At 67.1% G+C, this 16,184-nt stretch carries 12 protein-coding genes and 2 rRNA genes; 4 read left to right on the top strand and 10 right to left on the bottom strand.

Going from position 1 to position 16,184, the window contains the following annotated elements:
- Nucleotides 1–90 precede the first annotated feature (90 nt).
- Both AB5J55_RS19875 and rrf read left to right on the top strand, forming a co-directional pair.
- Nucleotides 91–3,212: ribosomal RNA gene (locus tag AB5J55_RS19875) — 23S ribosomal RNA — on the top strand.
- Nucleotides 3,213–3,297: 85 nt separating this feature from the next.
- Nucleotides 3,298–3,414 (top strand): 5S ribosomal RNA (gene rrf / locus AB5J55_RS19870).
- A gap of 53 nt (nt 3,415–3,467) precedes the next feature.
- On the opposite strand, the gene AB5J55_RS19865 is transcribed toward rrf, so the two are convergent.
- The gene (locus tag AB5J55_RS19865) at nt 3,468–4,148 is read right to left on the bottom strand and encodes a response regulator (RefSeq protein WP_369271987.1); all 681 of its coding nucleotides are present in this window, start codon (nt 4,146–4,148) and stop codon (nt 3,468–3,470) included.
- Nucleotides 4,145–5,395 (bottom strand): sensor histidine kinase, encoded by a 1,251-nt coding sequence (locus tag AB5J55_RS19860; protein WP_369276237.1) that lies wholly within the window; start codon nt 5,393–5,395, stop codon nt 4,145–4,147. Before AB5J55_RS19860 ends, AB5J55_RS19865 begins: the two co-directional genes overlap by 4 nt.
- Nucleotides 5,396–5,481: 86 nt before the next feature.
- Here AB5J55_RS19860 and AB5J55_RS19855 point away from each other — a divergent pair, with 86 nt between their 5' ends.
- Nucleotides 5,482–6,045: a GNAT family N-acetyltransferase gene (locus AB5J55_RS19855; protein ID WP_369271986.1), complete on the top strand. Its 564-nt coding sequence runs from the start codon at nt 5,482–5,484 to the stop codon at nt 6,043–6,045.
- 43 nt (nt 6,046–6,088) lie between these two features.
- On the opposite strand, the gene AB5J55_RS19850 is transcribed toward AB5J55_RS19855, so the two are convergent.
- The 7 genes from AB5J55_RS19850 to AB5J55_RS19820 all read right to left on the bottom strand — a co-directional run bounded on the left by AB5J55_RS19850 (nt 6,089) and on the right by AB5J55_RS19820 (nt 14,217).
- Nucleotides 6,089–7,717, bottom strand: coding sequence for a type IV secretory system conjugative DNA transfer family protein (locus AB5J55_RS19850; RefSeq protein ID WP_369271985.1), 1,629 nt, complete (start codon nt 7,715–7,717; stop codon nt 6,089–6,091).
- An 8-nt stretch (nt 7,718–7,725) separates the two neighbouring features.
- Complete coding sequence (locus tag AB5J55_RS19845) at nt 7,726–9,141, bottom strand: ATP-binding protein (RefSeq protein WP_369271984.1); 1,416 nt, start codon at nt 9,139–9,141, stop codon at nt 7,726–7,728.
- A 6-nt stretch (nt 9,142–9,147) separates the two neighbouring features.
- On the bottom strand, nt 9,148–10,704 hold the full coding sequence (locus tag AB5J55_RS19840; protein ID WP_369271983.1) for an SCO6880 family protein: 1,557 nt from the start codon (nt 10,702–10,704) through the stop codon (nt 9,148–9,150).
- A complete protein-coding gene (locus AB5J55_RS19835; RefSeq protein WP_369271982.1) occupies nt 10,701–12,038 on the bottom strand; it encodes a hypothetical protein in 1,338 nt (445 codons plus the stop codon). Before AB5J55_RS19835 ends, AB5J55_RS19840 begins: the two co-directional genes overlap by 4 nt.
- Complete coding sequence (locus tag AB5J55_RS19830; protein ID WP_369271981.1) at nt 12,028–12,861, bottom strand: hypothetical protein; 834 nt, start codon at nt 12,859–12,861, stop codon at nt 12,028–12,030. Before AB5J55_RS19830 ends, AB5J55_RS19835 begins: the two co-directional genes overlap by 11 nt.
- A gap of 225 nt (nt 12,862–13,086) precedes the next feature.
- Complete coding sequence (locus AB5J55_RS19825) at nt 13,087–13,395, bottom strand: hypothetical protein (protein WP_003991275.1); 309 nt, start codon at nt 13,393–13,395, stop codon at nt 13,087–13,089.
- 363 nt (nt 13,396–13,758) lie between these two features.
- Nucleotides 13,759–14,217 carry a MarR family winged helix-turn-helix transcriptional regulator gene (locus AB5J55_RS19820; RefSeq protein ID WP_369271980.1) on the bottom strand — a complete coding sequence of 153 codons (459 nt, stop codon included), beginning with the start codon at nt 14,215–14,217 and terminating at the stop codon, nt 13,759–13,761.
- A 172-nt stretch (nt 14,218–14,389) separates the two neighbouring features.
- Here AB5J55_RS19820 and AB5J55_RS19815 point away from each other — a divergent pair, with 172 nt between their 5' ends.
- Complete coding sequence (locus tag AB5J55_RS19815; protein WP_369271979.1) at nt 14,390–15,349, top strand: alpha/beta hydrolase; 960 nt, start codon at nt 14,390–14,392, stop codon at nt 15,347–15,349.
- Nucleotides 15,350–15,501: 152 nt separating this feature from the next.
- Here AB5J55_RS19815 and AB5J55_RS19810 read toward each other — a convergent pair whose 3' ends face one another.
- Entirely contained in the window at nt 15,502–16,104 is a 603-nt protein-coding gene (locus tag AB5J55_RS19810; RefSeq protein ID WP_369271978.1) for a TetR/AcrR family transcriptional regulator, read from the bottom strand.
- Nucleotides 16,105–16,184: the final 80 nt, after the last annotated feature.

Below are 16,184 nucleotides of genomic sequence, written 5' to 3'. Positions count from 1 at the left end.
GTTGCCGGCGCCGGTGTAGCACCACTGTGGTGGTGTGTGACGGTGTACTGGTCGTTGTTTGAGAACTGCACAGTGGACGCGAGCATCTGTGGCCAAGTTTTTAAGGGCGCACGGTGGATGCCTTGGCACCAGGAACCGATGAAGGACGTGGGAGGCCACGATAGTCCCCGGGGAGTCGTCAACCAGGCTTTGATCCGGGGGTTTCCGAATGGGGAAACCCGGCAGTCGTCATGGGCTGTCACCCTTGCCTGAACACATAGGGCAAGTGGAGGGAACGCGGGGAAGTGAAACATCTCAGTACCCGCAGGAAGAGAAAACAACCGTGATTCCGGGAGTAGTGGCGAGCGAAACTGGATGAGGCTAAACCGTATACGTGTGAGACCCGGCAGGGGTTGCGTATACGGGGTTGTGGGATCTCTCTTCTGTTGTCTGCCGGCAACAGGACGAGTCAGAAACCGTTGATGTAGGCGAAGGACATGCGAAAGGTCCGGCGTAGAGGGTAAGACCCCCGTAGTCGAAACGTCAGCGGCTCGTTTGAGAGACACCCAAGTAGCACGGGGCCCGAGAAATCCCGTGTGAATCTGGCGGGACCACCCGCTAAGCCTAAATATTCCCTGGTGACCGATAGCGGATAGTACCGTGAGGGAATGGTGAAAAGTACCCCGGGAGGGGAGTGAAATAGTACCTGAAACCGTGTGCCTACAAGCCGTGGGAGCGTCGGATACGTGCTTGCACGTATCTCGTGACTGCGTGCCTTTTGAAGAATGAGCCTGCGAGTTTGCGGTGTGTTGCGAGGTTAACCCGTGTGGGGAAGCCGTAGCGAAAGCGAGTCCGAATAGGGCGATGTAGTAGCGCGCTCAAGACCCGAAGCGGAGTGATCTAGCCATGGGCAGGTTGAAGCGGAGGTAAGACTTCGTGGAGGACCGAACCCACCAGGGTTGAAAACCTGGGGGATGACCTGTGGTTAGGGGTGAAAGGCCAATCAAACTCCGTGATAGCTGGTTCTCCCCGAAATGCATTTAGGTGCAGCGTCGTGTGTTTCTTGCCGGAGGTAGAGCACTGGATAGGCGATGGGCCCTACCGGGTTACTGACCTTAGCCAAACTCCGAATGCCGGTAAGTGAGAGCGCGGCAGTGAGACTGTGGGGGATAAGCTCCATGGTCGAGAGGGAAACAGCCCAGAGCATCGACTAAGGCCCCTAAGCGTACGCTAAGTGGGAAAGGATGTGGAGTCGCAGAGACAACCAGGAGGTTGGCTTAGAAGCAGCCACCCTTGAAAGAGTGCGTAATAGCTCACTGGTCTAGTGATTCCGCGCCGACAATGTAGCGGGGCTCAAGCGTACCGCCGAAGTCGTGTCATTCATACAAATAGCCCCAACGGGTGTATGGATGGGTAGGGGAGCGTCGTGTGCCGGGTGAAGCCGCGCCGGAAGGCAGTGGTGGACGGTTCACGAGTGAGAATGCAGGCATGAGTAGCGATTCACACGTGAGAAACGTGTGCGCCGATTGACTAAGGGTTCCTGGGTCAAGCTGATCTGCCCAGGGTAAGTCGGGACCTAAGGCGAGGCCGACAGGCGTAGTCGATGGATAACCGGTTGATATTCCGGTACCCGCTGTGAAGCGTCAAACATCGAATCCAGTAATGCTAAGCCCGTGAAGCCGCCCTGATCTCTTCGGAGTTGAGGGGAGTGGTGGAGCCGGTGACCCGAGCTGGTAGTAGGTGAGTGATGGGGTGACGCAGGAAGGTAGTCCATCCCGGGCGGTGGTTGTCCCGGGGTAAGGGTGTAGGCCGTGCGGTAGGTAAATCCGTCGCACACAAGGCTGAGACCTGATGCCGAGCCGATTGTGGTGAAGTGGATGATCCTATGCTGTCGAGAAAAGCCTCTAGCGAGTTTCATGGCGGCCCGTACCCTAAACCGACTCAGGTGGTCAGGTAGAGAATACCGAGGCGTTCGGGTGAACTATGGTTAAGGAACTCGGCAAAATGCCCCCGTAACTTCGGGAGAAGGGGGGCCATCACTGGTGAGGGAACTTGCTTCCTGAGCTGGGGGTGGCCGCAGAGACCAGCGAGAAGCGACTGTTTACTAAAAACACAGGTCCGTGCGAAGCCGTAAGGCGATGTATACGGACTGACGCCTGCCCGGTGCTGGAACGTTAAGGGGACCGGTTAGTCAGGATTCGTCCTGGCGAAGCTGAGAACTTAAGCGCCAGTAAACGGCGGTGGTAACTATAACCATCCTAAGGTAGCGAAATTCCTTGTCGGGTAAGTTCCGACCTGCACGAATGGCGTAACGACTTCTCGACTGTCTCAACCATAGGCCCGGTGAAATTGCACTACGAGTAAAGATGCTCGTTTCGCGCAGCAGGACGGAAAGACCCCGGGACCTTTACTACAGTTTGATATTGGTGTTCGGTTCGGCTTGTGTAGGATAGGTGGGAGACTGTGAACTCTGGACGCCAGTTCAGGGGGAGTCGTCGTTGAAATACCACTCTGGTCGTGCTGGATGTCTAACCTGGGTCCGTGATCCGGATCAGGGACAGTGTCTGATGGGTAGTTTAACTGGGGCGGTTGCCTCCTAAAGAGTAACGGAGGCGCCCAAAGGTTCCCTCAGCCTGGTTGGCAATCAGGTGTTGAGTGTAAGTGCACAAGGGAGCTTGACTGTGAGACCGACGGGTCGAGCAGGGACGAAAGTCGGGACTAGTGATCCGGCGGTGGCTTGTGGAAGCGCCGTCGCTCAACGGATAAAAGGTACCCCGGGGATAACAGGCTGATCTTCCCCAAGAGTCCATATCGACGGGATGGTTTGGCACCTCGATGTCGGCTCGTCGCATCCTGGGGCTGGAGTCGGTCCCAAGGGTTGGGCTGTTCGCCCATTAAAGCGGTACGCGAGCTGGGTTTAGAACGTCGTGAGACAGTTCGGTCCCTATCCGCTGCGCGCGTAGGAATATTGAGAAGGGCTGTCCCTAGTACGAGAGGACCGGGACGGACGAACCTCTGGTGTGCCAGTTGTTCTGCCAAGGGCATGGCTGGTTGGCTACGTTCGGGAGGGATAACCGCTGAAAGCATCTAAGCGGGAAGCCTGCTTCGAGATGAGTATTCCCACCCACTTGATGGGGTAAGGCTCCCAGTAGACGACTGGGTTGATAGGCCGGATCTGGAAGCACGGTAACGTGTGGAGGTGACCGGTACTAATAGGCCGAGGGCTTGTCCATAGAGGCTCGCGTCCACTGTGTTGGTTCTGAAACCACGAACAGCCCCGTATGGCCACATGCGGTGCGGCTGACAGTTTCATAGTGTTTCGGTGGTTATAGCGTGAGGGAAACGCCCGGTTACATTCCGAACCCGGAAGCTAAGCCTTACAGCGCCGATGGTACTGCAGGGGGGACCCTGTGGGAGAGTAGGACGCCGCCGAACAAATTGTGAGAAAGGCCCACACCTTATGGTGTGGGCCTTTCTGCGTTTGTGGCTCAGGACGGCTGTACCAGTCCTGTGTCGTACGCCAGAATCACCGCCTGAATTCGGTCCCGTGAGCCGGTCTTCGCGAGGATGCGGCCCACGTGGGTCTTTACCGTCGACTCGGCGAGGTGGAGGCGGGCGGCTATCTCCGTTTTGGTCCAGCCCTTGCCGATCACCGAGAGGATCTCGCGTTCGCGGTCGGTGAGGGGAGAGAGGCGGGGGTGGTCCAGCGGTGACGGTTCCTGGCCGTTGGCGTGGCCTTGCGTCGGTAGGTGGTGGGCGTACGCGTCGAGGAGGCGGCGGGTCAGGCTTGGGGCGACCACCGCGTCGCCGGTGGCGACTGCGCGGATACCTGAGAGGAGTTCCTCCGGCTGAGCGTCCTTGACGAGGAAGCCGGAGGCGCCTGCGCGGAGGCCGGCGTAGGCGTACTCGTCGAGGTCGAAGGTCGTGAGGATCAGGACTCTGGTGCGGTCGCCGGTGGTGGTGATGCGGCGGGTGGCCTCGATGCCGTCCAGGCCGGGCATGCGGACGTCCATGAGGATCACGTCGGGGTGTAGTTGCGCGGTCATGCGGATCGCCTCGCCGCCGTTGGCGGCTTCGCCCACCACCGTCATGTCGTCCTGGCTTTCGAGGAGCATTCGGAAGCCGAAGCGCTGGAGAGGCTGGTCGTCGGCTATGAGGACGGTGGTCACTGCGGGGATTCCTCCGGGAGATGCAGGTGGACGCGCCAGCCCTGCTCGGGGTGCGGGCGGGGGCCGGCCTCAAGTGTGCCGCCGTACAGGGCCGTTCGCTCGCGCATTCCGGGCAGGCCGCGACCGCGGGTGGGTTCGGCCGGTCCGCCACTGCCGGTGTCGGTCACGGTCGCGGTGACGGCGCCCTTCTCCTCGTATGAGAGCTCTATGTGCGCGGTCGTGTGGGGGCCGCCGTGTTTGAGGGTGTTGGTGAGGGCTTCCTGGATGACGCGGTAGACGGTGAGTTGGCGGCCCGGGGGGAGGCTGGGGGTGCCGTGGGTCGTGGTCTGGATGGGGAGGCCCGCGGCGCGTACGCCGTCGAGGAGTTGGTTCAGGTCGGTGAGGGTGGGTTGGGGGGTCAGCTCCGGGTGGGGTGCTCGGGGGTGTTCGTCGTCGCGTAGGACGTCGAGGAGGCGGCGTAGTTCGGCCAGGGCCTGGCGGCTGGTGGTGCCGATGGCGTGGAGGGCCTGGGTGGCGCGTTCCGGGGACTTGGCGGCCGCGTACTGGCCGCCGTCGGCCAGGCCGGTGATGACGGAGAGGTTGTGGCCGATGATGTCGTGCATCTCGCGGGCGATACGGGCTCGTTCGGCTGCGGCGGCGAGCTGGGCCTGCTGGTCGCGTTCGATCTCCAGGCGGCGGGCGCGGTCCTCGAGGGCCTCGGTGTGGTCGCGGCGGGTGCGGACCGTGATGCCGATGGCCACCGCGACGGCGATGGACATCAGTACCGGGACGATGTCCTTGTCCGGGGTTCCCTGCGGGTGACGGGCTGCCATCACGGCGACGGGCGCGGTGATCAGGGCCGTCGCCCACCAGAGGTTGCGGGGCGGGCGGCGCAGGGCGATGTGGAAGACGACGAGCAGCTGGAGCAGGACCGCTTGGAGAGCGATGCCGGTCCAGGCGTTGACCAGGGCGAACGGGGCTATGGCCAGGAGTGCGGCGCGGGGGTGGGCGCGTCGGACGAGGAGAGGGACGGACAGGCCGAGGCTCAGGGTGAGGACCAGCCAGCCGGGGTTGTCGCGGTCGCGGGCCACGTTGAGCCAGCCGTCGCCGTGGTAGTCGATCAGCGCTGCCAGCACCCAGAAGCCGGTGAGGTGCAGGTCCCAGACGAGCGGATGGCGTCCGTCGAAGGCCCGTACGCGTCGGCTGATGCGCTGGATGTGCTGGGTGAGTGGCTCCGTCGTCGCTCGCTCGTGCGTCACGTGGTCCATCCTGCGGGGGCCGGTGGTGGCCGGCACAGGACCCTGGGCAGGATTCCGGATGAGCGATGTCCTACCCGGGTACTACGGTGGCGACCATGAGCACCACAAACCCCGGGGCCTACGTCATCCGGTCCATCCGTGCCGACGAGTGGCCCGCCGCCAAGGAGTTGCGGCTTGCCGCGCTGCAGGATCCCGTCGCGCCGCTCGCGTTTCTGGAGACGTACGAGCAGGCCGTTGCCCGGCCCGACTCCTTCTGGCAGGAGCGGGCTGCAGGGGCGTGCGAGGGGGCCGACGGGGCGCAGCAGATCATCGCCGAAGGGCCGGACGGGGCCTGGGTCGGGACGTTGACCGTGCTGGTCGAGGAGCCGGGGACGACCGACTGGGCCGGCTTTGCGGTGGAGCGGAAGCAGGGGCATGTCGTCGCCGTGTTCGTACGGCCCGAGGAGCGGGGGAGCGGGCTGACCGACGTGCTCTTCGACGCCGGCCTGGAGTGGGCGTGGTCGCGGGGCGCGGAGCGGGTGCGGCTCATCGTGCACGAGGAGAACGGGCGGGCGCAGCGGTTCTACCGGAAGGTCGGGTTCGAGCCGAGTGGGGTGACCGTGCCGTTGGGTGAGGGGGCGGCGGAGGTCGAGTTGGAGTTCGTCATCGAGCGGCCGTAGGGGGCCGGGTTCGGTGATCGGCCGGCCTGCACCGGCTGTTCGGCTATGCCGGGAGTTCGTCGTGGGGCCAGCGGGAGCGCGCCTGTTCCCGGGACCGGAGCAGGGCCAGGGTCGGCATGCCCCGGTCCGCTCCGGTGGCCAGCAGCTCCGGGAGCTGGGGAAGTGGAGCCACGGCGGCGACGTCGTCCAGGACGAGCGTCATTGGTGGGTCGAGGCGACCGGAGGATGACCGTTCGGCCATGCGCCGGCCGCGCTCGACCACGCTTGCGGCAAGGGCCGTCAGGAGTGGCATGGCGCCGGGGTTGGCTCGGGGGTCCTCGATGGATTCACCCACCACATAAAGCGTGCCCCCTTCATGGACGAAGGAATCCAAGGTGAGGGCATCAGTTCGGTTTGGAGTGCAGGCCTCCCGGATGTTGACCGTGGAGAGGGCGGAGAGCGCCCTCGTCGTCAACTCCTGGGCCATGTCCCGCCGTTCGGGGTGGGCGGTGAGGGCCGCTTCGAGTTCGCCTGCCGCGCCCGGGGCCGCCTTCGGGTTCGTGCGCAGGATGCGTACGGCGTCCTGGATCTGGGTGCCCTGGGACCAGCGGTGGACGTGGCGGATGGTGCGGCCGTCGATGGCGGCGGCGTGCAGGTAACTGCGCAGCAGCGTTTCGGCGGTGTCGCTGACCGCCTGGTCGAGGCGGGAGCTGGGGCGGACCGGGGTCAGGAGTGCCGCCGCTCGTGAGACCGCGGTCTGCTTGTCCTCGCAGCCCGTTGTGGGGGACCAGTGGAGGCGGGCCGGGGTGTCGCAGAGGTGGGTGGGGTCGTAGAGGAGGACCGGGCCGAGTTTCGCGCGGGCGTCCTTTGAGTCCTGCCAGACCGTGGGGTTCGACGTGACTACGAAGGCGGGGCCTTCCGCGTCGCGTACCGCCTGGGTTGCGGTGGCTTGGCGGCTTTCCCTCGGGGCTGCATGGATCTTTTCCCACGCGCCCGCCCGTTCGGTGAGCAGCGCGGTGTGGGGTCCGGCGTCGGGCGCCGGCACTTCGCTGCGTACCGCCGCTGTCTCCGAGGCCGCTGCCGTCGCTGCTGCCGTCGCTGCTGTGGTCGCTGCAGTCATCGGCATCGCGGCCATCGGCTCCGCTTCCGTCCGCGGCGCCGGTACGTCGCCGTGTACGGGTGCTGGAGCGGGCTCAGGGGCCGATGAGAAGCCGGGCCGTACCGCGTTGTCCGTCTTCCCCGCCACGGCCGCCTTCCCTGCAGCCTCTGCCTCTGTCTTGCCCACGCGCCCCGTTTCCCCTGCGCGCCGCCCCGCCCTGACCGCGCGCCACCGTGCCACGGTCCCCAGCACGAACACGGTCAACACGACCAGGACCATCAACTGCCCGATGAACAGCCCCCAGAACAGGCCGTACCCCGACAGCTGTCCGTCCGGTGTCTCCGGCCACGCGCCCGGGATGTCGTGGGGCTGGGCGACCAGGGAGCGCATGGCCAGGGGCGTGCGGGCGAAGGTGACGCCGGAGGGCCAGGAGCCGTGCGAGAACAGGCCCGCGAGGCCCGTCGCCGTCCAGACCAGCAGTGTCATGCCCAGGAGGAAGGCGAGCAGGCCGATCAACAGGCCGTCAGGGATGCCTCCCTGACTGCCTCCACTGTCCCGGGTGTACCGGTGTTCCCTGCGGTCGTCCGGTCTCACGCTGCCCCCTACGCCACCGTCGATTCGGAGTCGCCAAGGTGTTGCTCCACGAAGGCCGCCGCCCGTTCCTCCGCTTCCAACTCGGCGGCGCGCAGGGCGTCGTCGGTCAGTTCGCGGTCGGCGGACGACTCGGTCATCGCGCGGTCGGTGAAGACCAGTGGGCGTTCGGTCTCGGTGATCAGGTGCTTGACCACCTGGACGTTGCCGTTGACGTCCCACACCGCGATGCCCGGGGTGAGGCTGGGGATGATCTCCACCGCCCAGCGCGGCAGGCCCAGCACGCGGCCCGTCGCTCTCGCCTCGTCGGCCTTCTGGGCGTAGATCGTCCTGGTCGATGCCATCTTCAGGATCGCGGCGGCCTCCTTCGCCGCCGCGCCGTCGACGACGTCGGACAGGTGGTGGACGACGGCCACGAAGGAAAGCCCCAGCCGGCGGCCGAACTTCAGCAGGCGCTGGAAGAGCTGGGCCACGAAGGGGCTGTTGATGATGTGCCAGGCCTCCTCGACCAGGAAGATGCGCTTCTTCCGGTCGGGGCGGATCCAGGTGTGCTCCAGCCAAACGCCGACGATCGCCATCAGGATCGGCATGGCGATCGAGTTGCGGTCGATGTGGGACAAATCGAACACAATGAGCGGCGCGTCGAGGTCGATGCCGACCGTCGTGGGGCCGTCGAACATGCCCCTGAGGTCACCGTCGACGAGACGGTCCAGGACCAGAGCGACGTCCAGGCCCCACGCGCGTACGTCGTCTATGGCGACGTTCATCGCCTCTGCCGACTCCGGCTCGGGGTGCCGTAGCTGCTCGACGATGTCGGTCAGGACCGGCTGGCGGTCGAGGATGGTCTCGTTGACGTACGCGTGCGCGACCTTCAGTGCGAAGCCGGAGCGCTCGTCGAGGCCGTGGCCCATCGCGACCTCGATGATCGTGCGGAGCAGGGCCAGTTGGCCCGTCGTCGTGATCGAGGGGTCGAGCGGGTTGAGCCGAATGCCCATGTCCAGGGCGGCCGTCGGGTCCAGGCGGATGGGGGTTATCCCCAACTCCTGCGCGATGAGGTTCCACTCGCCGACGCCGTCCTCGCCCTGGGCGTCGAGGACGACGACCTGGCGGTCGCGGAAACGCAGCTGACGCAGGACGTACGTCTTCTCCAGCGCCGACTTGCCGTTGCCGGACTCGCCGAGGACCAGCCAGTGCGGGGCCGGGAGCTGCTGGCCGTAGAGCTGGAAGGGGTCGTAGATGTAGCCCTTTCCGGAGTAGACCTCGCGGCCGATGATGACGCCCGAGTCGCCGAGGCCGGGGGCGGCGGTCGGGAGGTAGACCGCCTGGGCCTGGCCCGTCGACGTGCGCACCGGCAGCCGCGTCGTCTCCACCTTCCCGAAGAGGAAGGACGTGAAGGCGTCGGTGAGGACGGACAGCGGGTCCCGCATCAGGTCCTACCTCCGAATGCCGGTGGCGAAGGGGAGTGTGTTCACGAATGCCCGGTGGTGCTCGCGATCGCACCACTCCAGCTTCAGATACGACTTTCCGGCCGACGCCCGGATGGTCCTCTTGTCCCGGGCCAGGGACTCGGGGGAGCGGGAGGAAACGGTGATGTAGCCGACCAGGTTGACGCCGGCGGCGCCGCTCGCGAGGTCTTCGCCCCGCTGGTCGAGGCGGTTGTGGGCGGCGATGTCGCGCGGGTCGACGGTCCGGTTCATCTTGGCGGCGCGGCTGGCCTCCGCCTCGTCGTTGGTCTTCTCGGTGAGCATGCGTTCGATGGCGACCTCGGTGGGTTCGAGGTCCATCGTCACGGCGACCGTACGGATGACGTCCGGGGTGTGGACGAGCAGCGGTGCCAGGAAGTTGACGCCCACCGGGGTCATCGGCCACTCCTTCACCCAGGCCGTGGCGTGGCACCAGGGCGCCCGCGTGGAGGACTCGCGGGTCTTCGCCTGCAGGAACGTCGGTTCCATGGCGTCCAGTTCGGCCGGCCAGGCGTTGCGTTTCGTCATCGCCTGGATGTGGTCGATCGGGTGGTCCGGGTCGTACATGGAGTGGATGAGCGAGGCCAGACGCCCCTGCCCGAGGGGCTGGCGTACGCGGATGTCGGCCTCCTGGAGGCGCGAGCAGATGTCGGTCAGCTCGCGTGCCATGACGACCGCGAGGCCGGAGTCCCGGTCGACCTTGCCGCCGTGCGGGCGGGCCGCGCGGGCCATCGCCTGGGCCTCGGCGGCCAGTTCGCGTGTGAAGTGCATGCAGGCGACGAGGTATGCGCGGTGCTGCTCGCTGCTCGTCGACACCATCGACTGGAGTTGGTCGTACGACTGCTGCAGCCACCCCGGGGCCCGCTCGTCGCCGCGTACGGCCACGTCCTTGGCGTGGGCGTCCGGGTCGGCGGGCAGGGTGCGGGCGAGCATCTGCAGCCGGGTGACGAAGCCGTCGCCGTTGGCCACGTGCTTGAGGAGGGTGCCGAAGCGGTCGACGAGGGCTTCCTGGTCCTCGGAGTCGCGCAGGCCGACGCCGGGCCCTTCGATCTCGATCGCGGCCGTGACCGTACGGCGGTCGGCGTGCAGGAGCACGGCGATCTCGTCGGGCCCGAAGGGGGCGGCCAGCCAGGTGATACGGCCGATCCCGGGCGGCGGGCCGACCTCGACCTCGCGCCCGTCGAGACCGGTGCCGGCTTCCACTGCGCCGGAGCGGTAGGTGGTGCCCTGGCGCAGGGTGCGCTTGTAGCTGCGGTTGATCTCGAACCACTTGTAGATGGTCCGGTGCTTGTACGGCACGTAGACGGCGCCGAGCGCGAGCAGGGGGAAGCCCATCAGCAGCACGATGCGCAGGGACAGGACGGGGACGAGGAGTCCGCACATCATGCCGAGGAACGCGCCCCCGATGATCAGCGCGATCTCGCCGGTCTCGCGGTTGCGGCCGACGATCGCGTTCGGCCGGGCGCGGCCGATCAGATATGTACGGCGGGGCGTGACCGGATGGGACACATGGGACTCGGTCGTCAACGCCCGTCACCTCCTGAACGATTGCTGCTGCGGGTATTGCCGGCGTGAGGGGTGTTCACCGCGCTGCTCGAGCGGGGGGCGGGTGCGGCGGAGGGGACAGATCCGCCGCCGTTCGAGGAGCGCGAACTGTGCGCGGCGACGCCGCCGGAGGCGGGGTTGGAGGGGCGGGGGGAGGAGCCGGACTGGCCCCCGCCGCCCTTGTTGTCCGCGCGGGAGCTGTGTGTCTTGATGCCCTGGGCGACGAGGGTCGCCGGGGAGCTGATGACCGCGGCGGCCTTGCCTTCGGCGCCCCGCATGATGCGGTTGTTGCGGGAGCCGGCGAGCTCGTCGCCGAAGCCGGGGACGAAGCGGTAGATCATCGCGCTCGCGAAGATGGCGAGCAGGATGATGGCCAGTCCGGAGACCACGGCCGAGAAGGCGTTCGGGCCGTCGTCGGCGGACAGGGCGCCGGCCAGGCCGAGCACTATGACGATGACCGGCTTCACGAGGATGACGGCGATCATGATGCCCGCCCAGCGGCGGACGTGGCCCCACAGGTTCTTGTCGACCAGGCCGGCGTAGACGACGGTGCCGAGGAGGGCGCCGACGTAGAGCAGGGCGGCGCGGATGACGAGCTCCAGCCACAGGACGCCGGCGGCGAGGATGGAGACCAGGGACACCACGATCAGCATGATCGGGCCGCCGCCGATGTCCTCGCCCTTCTCCAGGGCGCCGGAGAAGGTGCCGAAGAAGGTGTCCGTCTGATCGCCGGTCGTTTTCGCGAGGACGTCCGTGATGCCGTCCGTGGCCGATACGACCGTGTAGAGGATCAGCGGCGTGAACGCGGACGCCAGGACCGTCAGCCAGAGGAAGCCGATCGCCTCGGAGATGGCGGTGCTGAGAGGTACGCCGCGGACGGCTCGCTTGGCCACGGCCAGCAGCCACAGGAGCAGGGTGAGGATCGTGGACGCCGCGAAGACGACCGCGTACTGCTGGAGGAACTTCGTGTTCGTGAAGTCGACGTTCGCGGTCTCCTTCACGGCCTCGCTGAGCTTGTCGACGGTCCAGGCGGCGGCTTCGGCGCAGCCCTTGGCGAGGGATGAGAGGGGGTCGAGGGTGGAGGTGGGGTCGGTGAGGGGGCTGGATCCGCCGCCTCCGCCGCCGCCTCCGGTGCCGTTGTCTTTTTCGCAGTAGTCCTTGGCGGGGCCGCGGATTAGGTCACAGGGGTCGTTGCTCGCCGAGGGCGTGGGCGTGGGGGTTGGTGCGGCCACGGCACGTGTGGCCAGCAGCACGGCACTGGTCTGTACGGCGGCGAGGGCCGCGGTGACCTTGAGGAAGCGGCGGTTAGCGCGCATACGTGAACCCTCCGTACTCCTCGACGGCCTTCGTCATGTCGTCGGCAGTGGAGGCCCTCTGGTCCCGCCCGACCGGTACGGGTCCGTCCTTCTGCTGGAAGTCGGTGACCTTCCAGTCGTTGCCGACCCACTTCAGCTGGTAGGTCGTGGTGTACCAGCTTTCGGAGACCGGGTTGGTCGAGCCGTTGCCGGACAGGCCGAAGAGCGAGGTGTACCAGACCTCGACGGTGGCGGCACTCGCGCTGAACGAGGTGACCTTGGTGCCCACCGGGATGACCCGGGAGATGAACGTCTGTCCCGCCGGCGCCGCGCCGTCACTGCTGAGGCCGATGTTTGCCAGGAAGCTCTCGCTGGAGTACGCGCGATCCAGGTCGGCCTGTCGGCCGGTCGCGACATCGGGGGCGTAGACGGTGGTGACGATCTCGTGCCGTCTGGCCGTGTTGAACATCTCGGCCGACCCCAGCGCTACGGAGTAGTTGGCCGCCGCACTCCCCGCCCCCTGCTCATCCCGCGCGAACCCCCCAGGAATCCCCGCCGCCTTGCCGTCCACCGGCCGCGTCCCCGTGGCCGCCGTCGTCGAGGATTTCGGCTGGTTTTCGTCCCCGCTCGTGGAACCGGAGTCGTCGCCTCCACGGTTCGCGAAGGCGATCGCGGCGATGAGGAGGACGACCACGCCGACCACGGTGACCAGGCTCCGGGACGAGGAACGGCCGCCCCGCCGCGCGCTCCCGTACGCGTCACCACCGCTTTCGGGCAGGCGCGTACGGGTCTGGCCCGTGCCTCCGTAACCGCCGGAGCCCTCCCGCTCGTCTCCGAGACTCATGCCGCGTACGCCCCCTCGACGTCGGACAACAACACGTTGGAGTACGACGGTAGCCGTGCTGGTTCCCGCATGGGCGCGGTGTGGTGACTCGACATCAGGGAAACGCAACCTCAGCCGGTGGGCACGACGGGTGGGTGGGGGACGAGGGGGACCGGGCGTGCCCGGAGCGGACGGAGGAGATGGAGGGGAAGGAGCGGTGCGAGCAAGTGCGCGCGACTGAGGCGGCTAGACGGCCATGCCGTACACGATCGTGAACAGCGTGCCCAGTGAGCCGATGATGAAGACGCCCGTCAGCCCGGCGATGATGAGACCTTTGCCCTGCTCGGCGCTGAACGTGTCGCGCAGTGCGGTCGCGCCGATGCGCTGTTTGGCCGCCCCCCAGATGGCGATGCCGAGGCAGAGCAGGATGGCCACAGCCATCACGACCTCGATCATCACCTTCGCCTCGTTGCCCAGGCTGCCGAAGGGGCCCCAGTCCGGAGCGATCCCGCCGATGATGGTGTTGATATCGCCCTTATCGGCCGCAAAGAGCATGTAAGTCACCGCCCCTGTTGGGTAGTTCCGCAGTCCCCTGCGGTGCGCAGAGGTCAGGTCTCATTCTCGCCGACGATGGCGCTGTCGTATGTCGACTTGGCGTCATTGATGGGCGGGATTCGTACGAAAACCTCGTACGGTCACTCTGTGTATCACGGCAGGTCACGCCGGGCAACGAGGCCTGAGCGGAACCTGTCGTGTGGTTCCGTCGTTAGCCTTCTTCACGCCGGGTGCCGCTTCTGACGGGTGGTCGGGTGAGGGGGTCGTGCCGGTGTTCTGCGGGTGAAGGTTATCGCCGATGCGTGAACATCCCCAGGCAGGGTGCCACGACCGCCCGTGGCCGCCGGGCATGGTGACGGCCGGTCAGTTCTCGGCGACGTTCGCGGTGATCAGCCGGAGGAGCTGTTTGGCGAGGGCGTCCTGCTCGGGGGTCAGGCCCATGGCGTCGCCGATGGCGAGCGGGACGGTGGTCGCGCGGTCGCGGAGCCGGGCGCCGGCGTCGGTGAGGCGGATGGCGACCGAGCGTTCGTCGTCCGGGCGGCGTTCGCGGCTCAGCAGGCCGCCCGCTTCGAGGCGCTTGAGCAGTGGGGACAGGGTGCTGGACTCCAGTTGGAGGGCCGTGCCGAGGTCGCGTACGGAGATCGAGTCCTGCTCCCAGAGGACGAGCATGACCAGGTACTGCGGATACGTCAGGCCGAGCTCGTCGAGGAGGGGCCGGTAGCGCGCGGTGACGGCGCGGGAGGCGGCGTACAGGGCGAAGCAGAGCTGGTCGTCCAGGAGGAGGGAGCCGTCTTCCGGGGGCGTTTCGGTGGCTCGGCTCATCACGGCTCCTGGGTCTCGTGTCAGGGGTCTTGTGTCTTCGGGTATTCGTGTCCCCTCGATTCTATCGAGCCCAAATCCATCGACCCCTAATCGGTTGCGCACGACTTAATCGCGCGCTACGTTCATCTCGTGCCGCCGTTCCCGTGCGGTGCCCCGATCCGAGGAGTTCGCCATGACCGAACCCGTCCGTCCCGTTCTGGAACCCGCCGCGCAGGCCTTCGTCGAGGCCACCGCCAATCCGCCGTACCTGTTCGACCTGGGGCCGGCCGAGGGGCGCAAGACCGTCGACGAGGTGCAGTCCGGGGAGATCGCCAAGCCCGCCGTCGACGAGGAGTGGGTCACCGTGTCCGGTGGGCCGACCGGCGAGGTCAAGGCCCGGATCGTCCGCCCGGCCGGGGCCACCGGGGCGCTCCCGGTGATCATCTACATCCACGGCGCGGGCTGGGTCTTCGGCAATGCCCACACCCACGACCGTCTCGTGCGCGAGCTGGCCGTCGGCGCCGGTGCCGCGGTCGTCTTCCCCGAGTACGACCTCTCGCCCGAGGCCCGCTACCCGGTCGCCGTGGAGCAGAACTACGCCGTCGCGCGGTGGGTCGTCGCCGAGGGCGCGGGCAAGGACCTGGACGCGAGCCGGATCGCTGTGGCCGGTGACTCGGTGGGCGGCAACATGACTGCCGCGCTGACGCTGATGGCCAAGGAGCGCGGGGACGTTCCGCTGGTGCAGCAGGTGCTCTTCTACCCGGTCACGGACGCGGCGTTCGACACCGGCTCGTACCAGCAGTTCGCCGAGGGGTACTTCCTGCGCCGGGACGCGATGCAGTGGTTCTGGGACCAGTACACGACCGACGAGGCGGAGCGGGCGCAGATCACGGCGTCGCCGCTGCGGGCCGGTGTCGAGCAGCTGCGGGGGTTGCCGCCGGCGCTCGTCATCACGGCCGAGGCCGATGTGCTGCGGGACGAGGGGGAGGCGTACGCGAACAAGCTGCGTGAGGCCGGGGTGCCGGTCACCGCGGTGCGGTATCAGGGCATCATCCATGACTTCGTGATGCTGAACGCGCTGCGGGGGACGCGGGCTGCGGAGGCGGCGATCGGGCAGGCGGTGAGTGTGCTGAAGGGGGTCTTCGGCGGCTGAGCGGCCTGGGGCGGTAGTGCCGTAGGGGTGCGGACCGCTCGGCAGGGGTGCGGGGCTCGTTGGGTCTGGTCGCGCCCTGCGGCGGGGCTGCATATGTCGACGCAGCCCCGCGCTCCTTCAGGGCGTTGCGGCGCAGGGTCTTTGAGTGGCTGTCAGCGGGGCCTGAGGCCGTGCAGCAAGTGGTGGACCAAGCCGTCGACGCCGGCCAGGGCCGCCTCGGGGGTCAGCATGCCGCCGGCGATGAAGGCGGCCATGCCGTGGAGGGCGGCGCCCGTGACGAAGGTGAGTTCCTCCGGGGTGCCCTCGACGATCTCGCCCCGCTGCTGGGCGTCCGCGAGGACCCGTTCGAGGCTGCCGATCGTCTGCTCGACCGCGGCGGCCATCTGCTCCGAGGCGCCCGGCTCGTGCTTGCGGGCGTACATCAGCTCCAGCAGCTCGGCGTTGTCGATGGCGAAGCCGAGGTAGGTCCGGGCGAGAGCGGTGAGGCGGGGCTCCAGGGGGAGTGCCGGGTCGTCGGCCGCGCCCAGGGCCCGCCCGAGCCGCTCGTAGCCGGCCAGCGCCAGGGCGTTGAGCAGGGCCTGCTTGTCCTTGAAGTGCCGGCCGGGGGCGGCGTGGCTGACGCCGACCTCGCGGGCCAGTTCGCGGAGCGAGAGGGCGCCGACGCCCTTGTCGCGCAGGGTGCGTTCGGCTGCGGCGAGCAGGGCGGCGCGCAGGTCTCCGTGGTGGTAGGGGCGGCTCTCGGGCATGTGCACCATCGTAGCTTGATGTTGTCGGTGCCATCTTTGTTGGCGTCGTCATCATTGTTGTCATTGACAGCATTGTTGGCAACGCCTAC

This window comes from Streptomyces sp. R11 (assembly GCF_041051905.1).
In the GTDB taxonomy this organism is placed as follows: Bacteria; Actinomycetota; Actinomycetes; order Streptomycetales; family Streptomycetaceae; genus Streptomyces.
The sequence above is the reverse complement of the archived record's forward strand: the minus strand, read 5'-3'. Positions and strand labels throughout refer to the sequence as shown.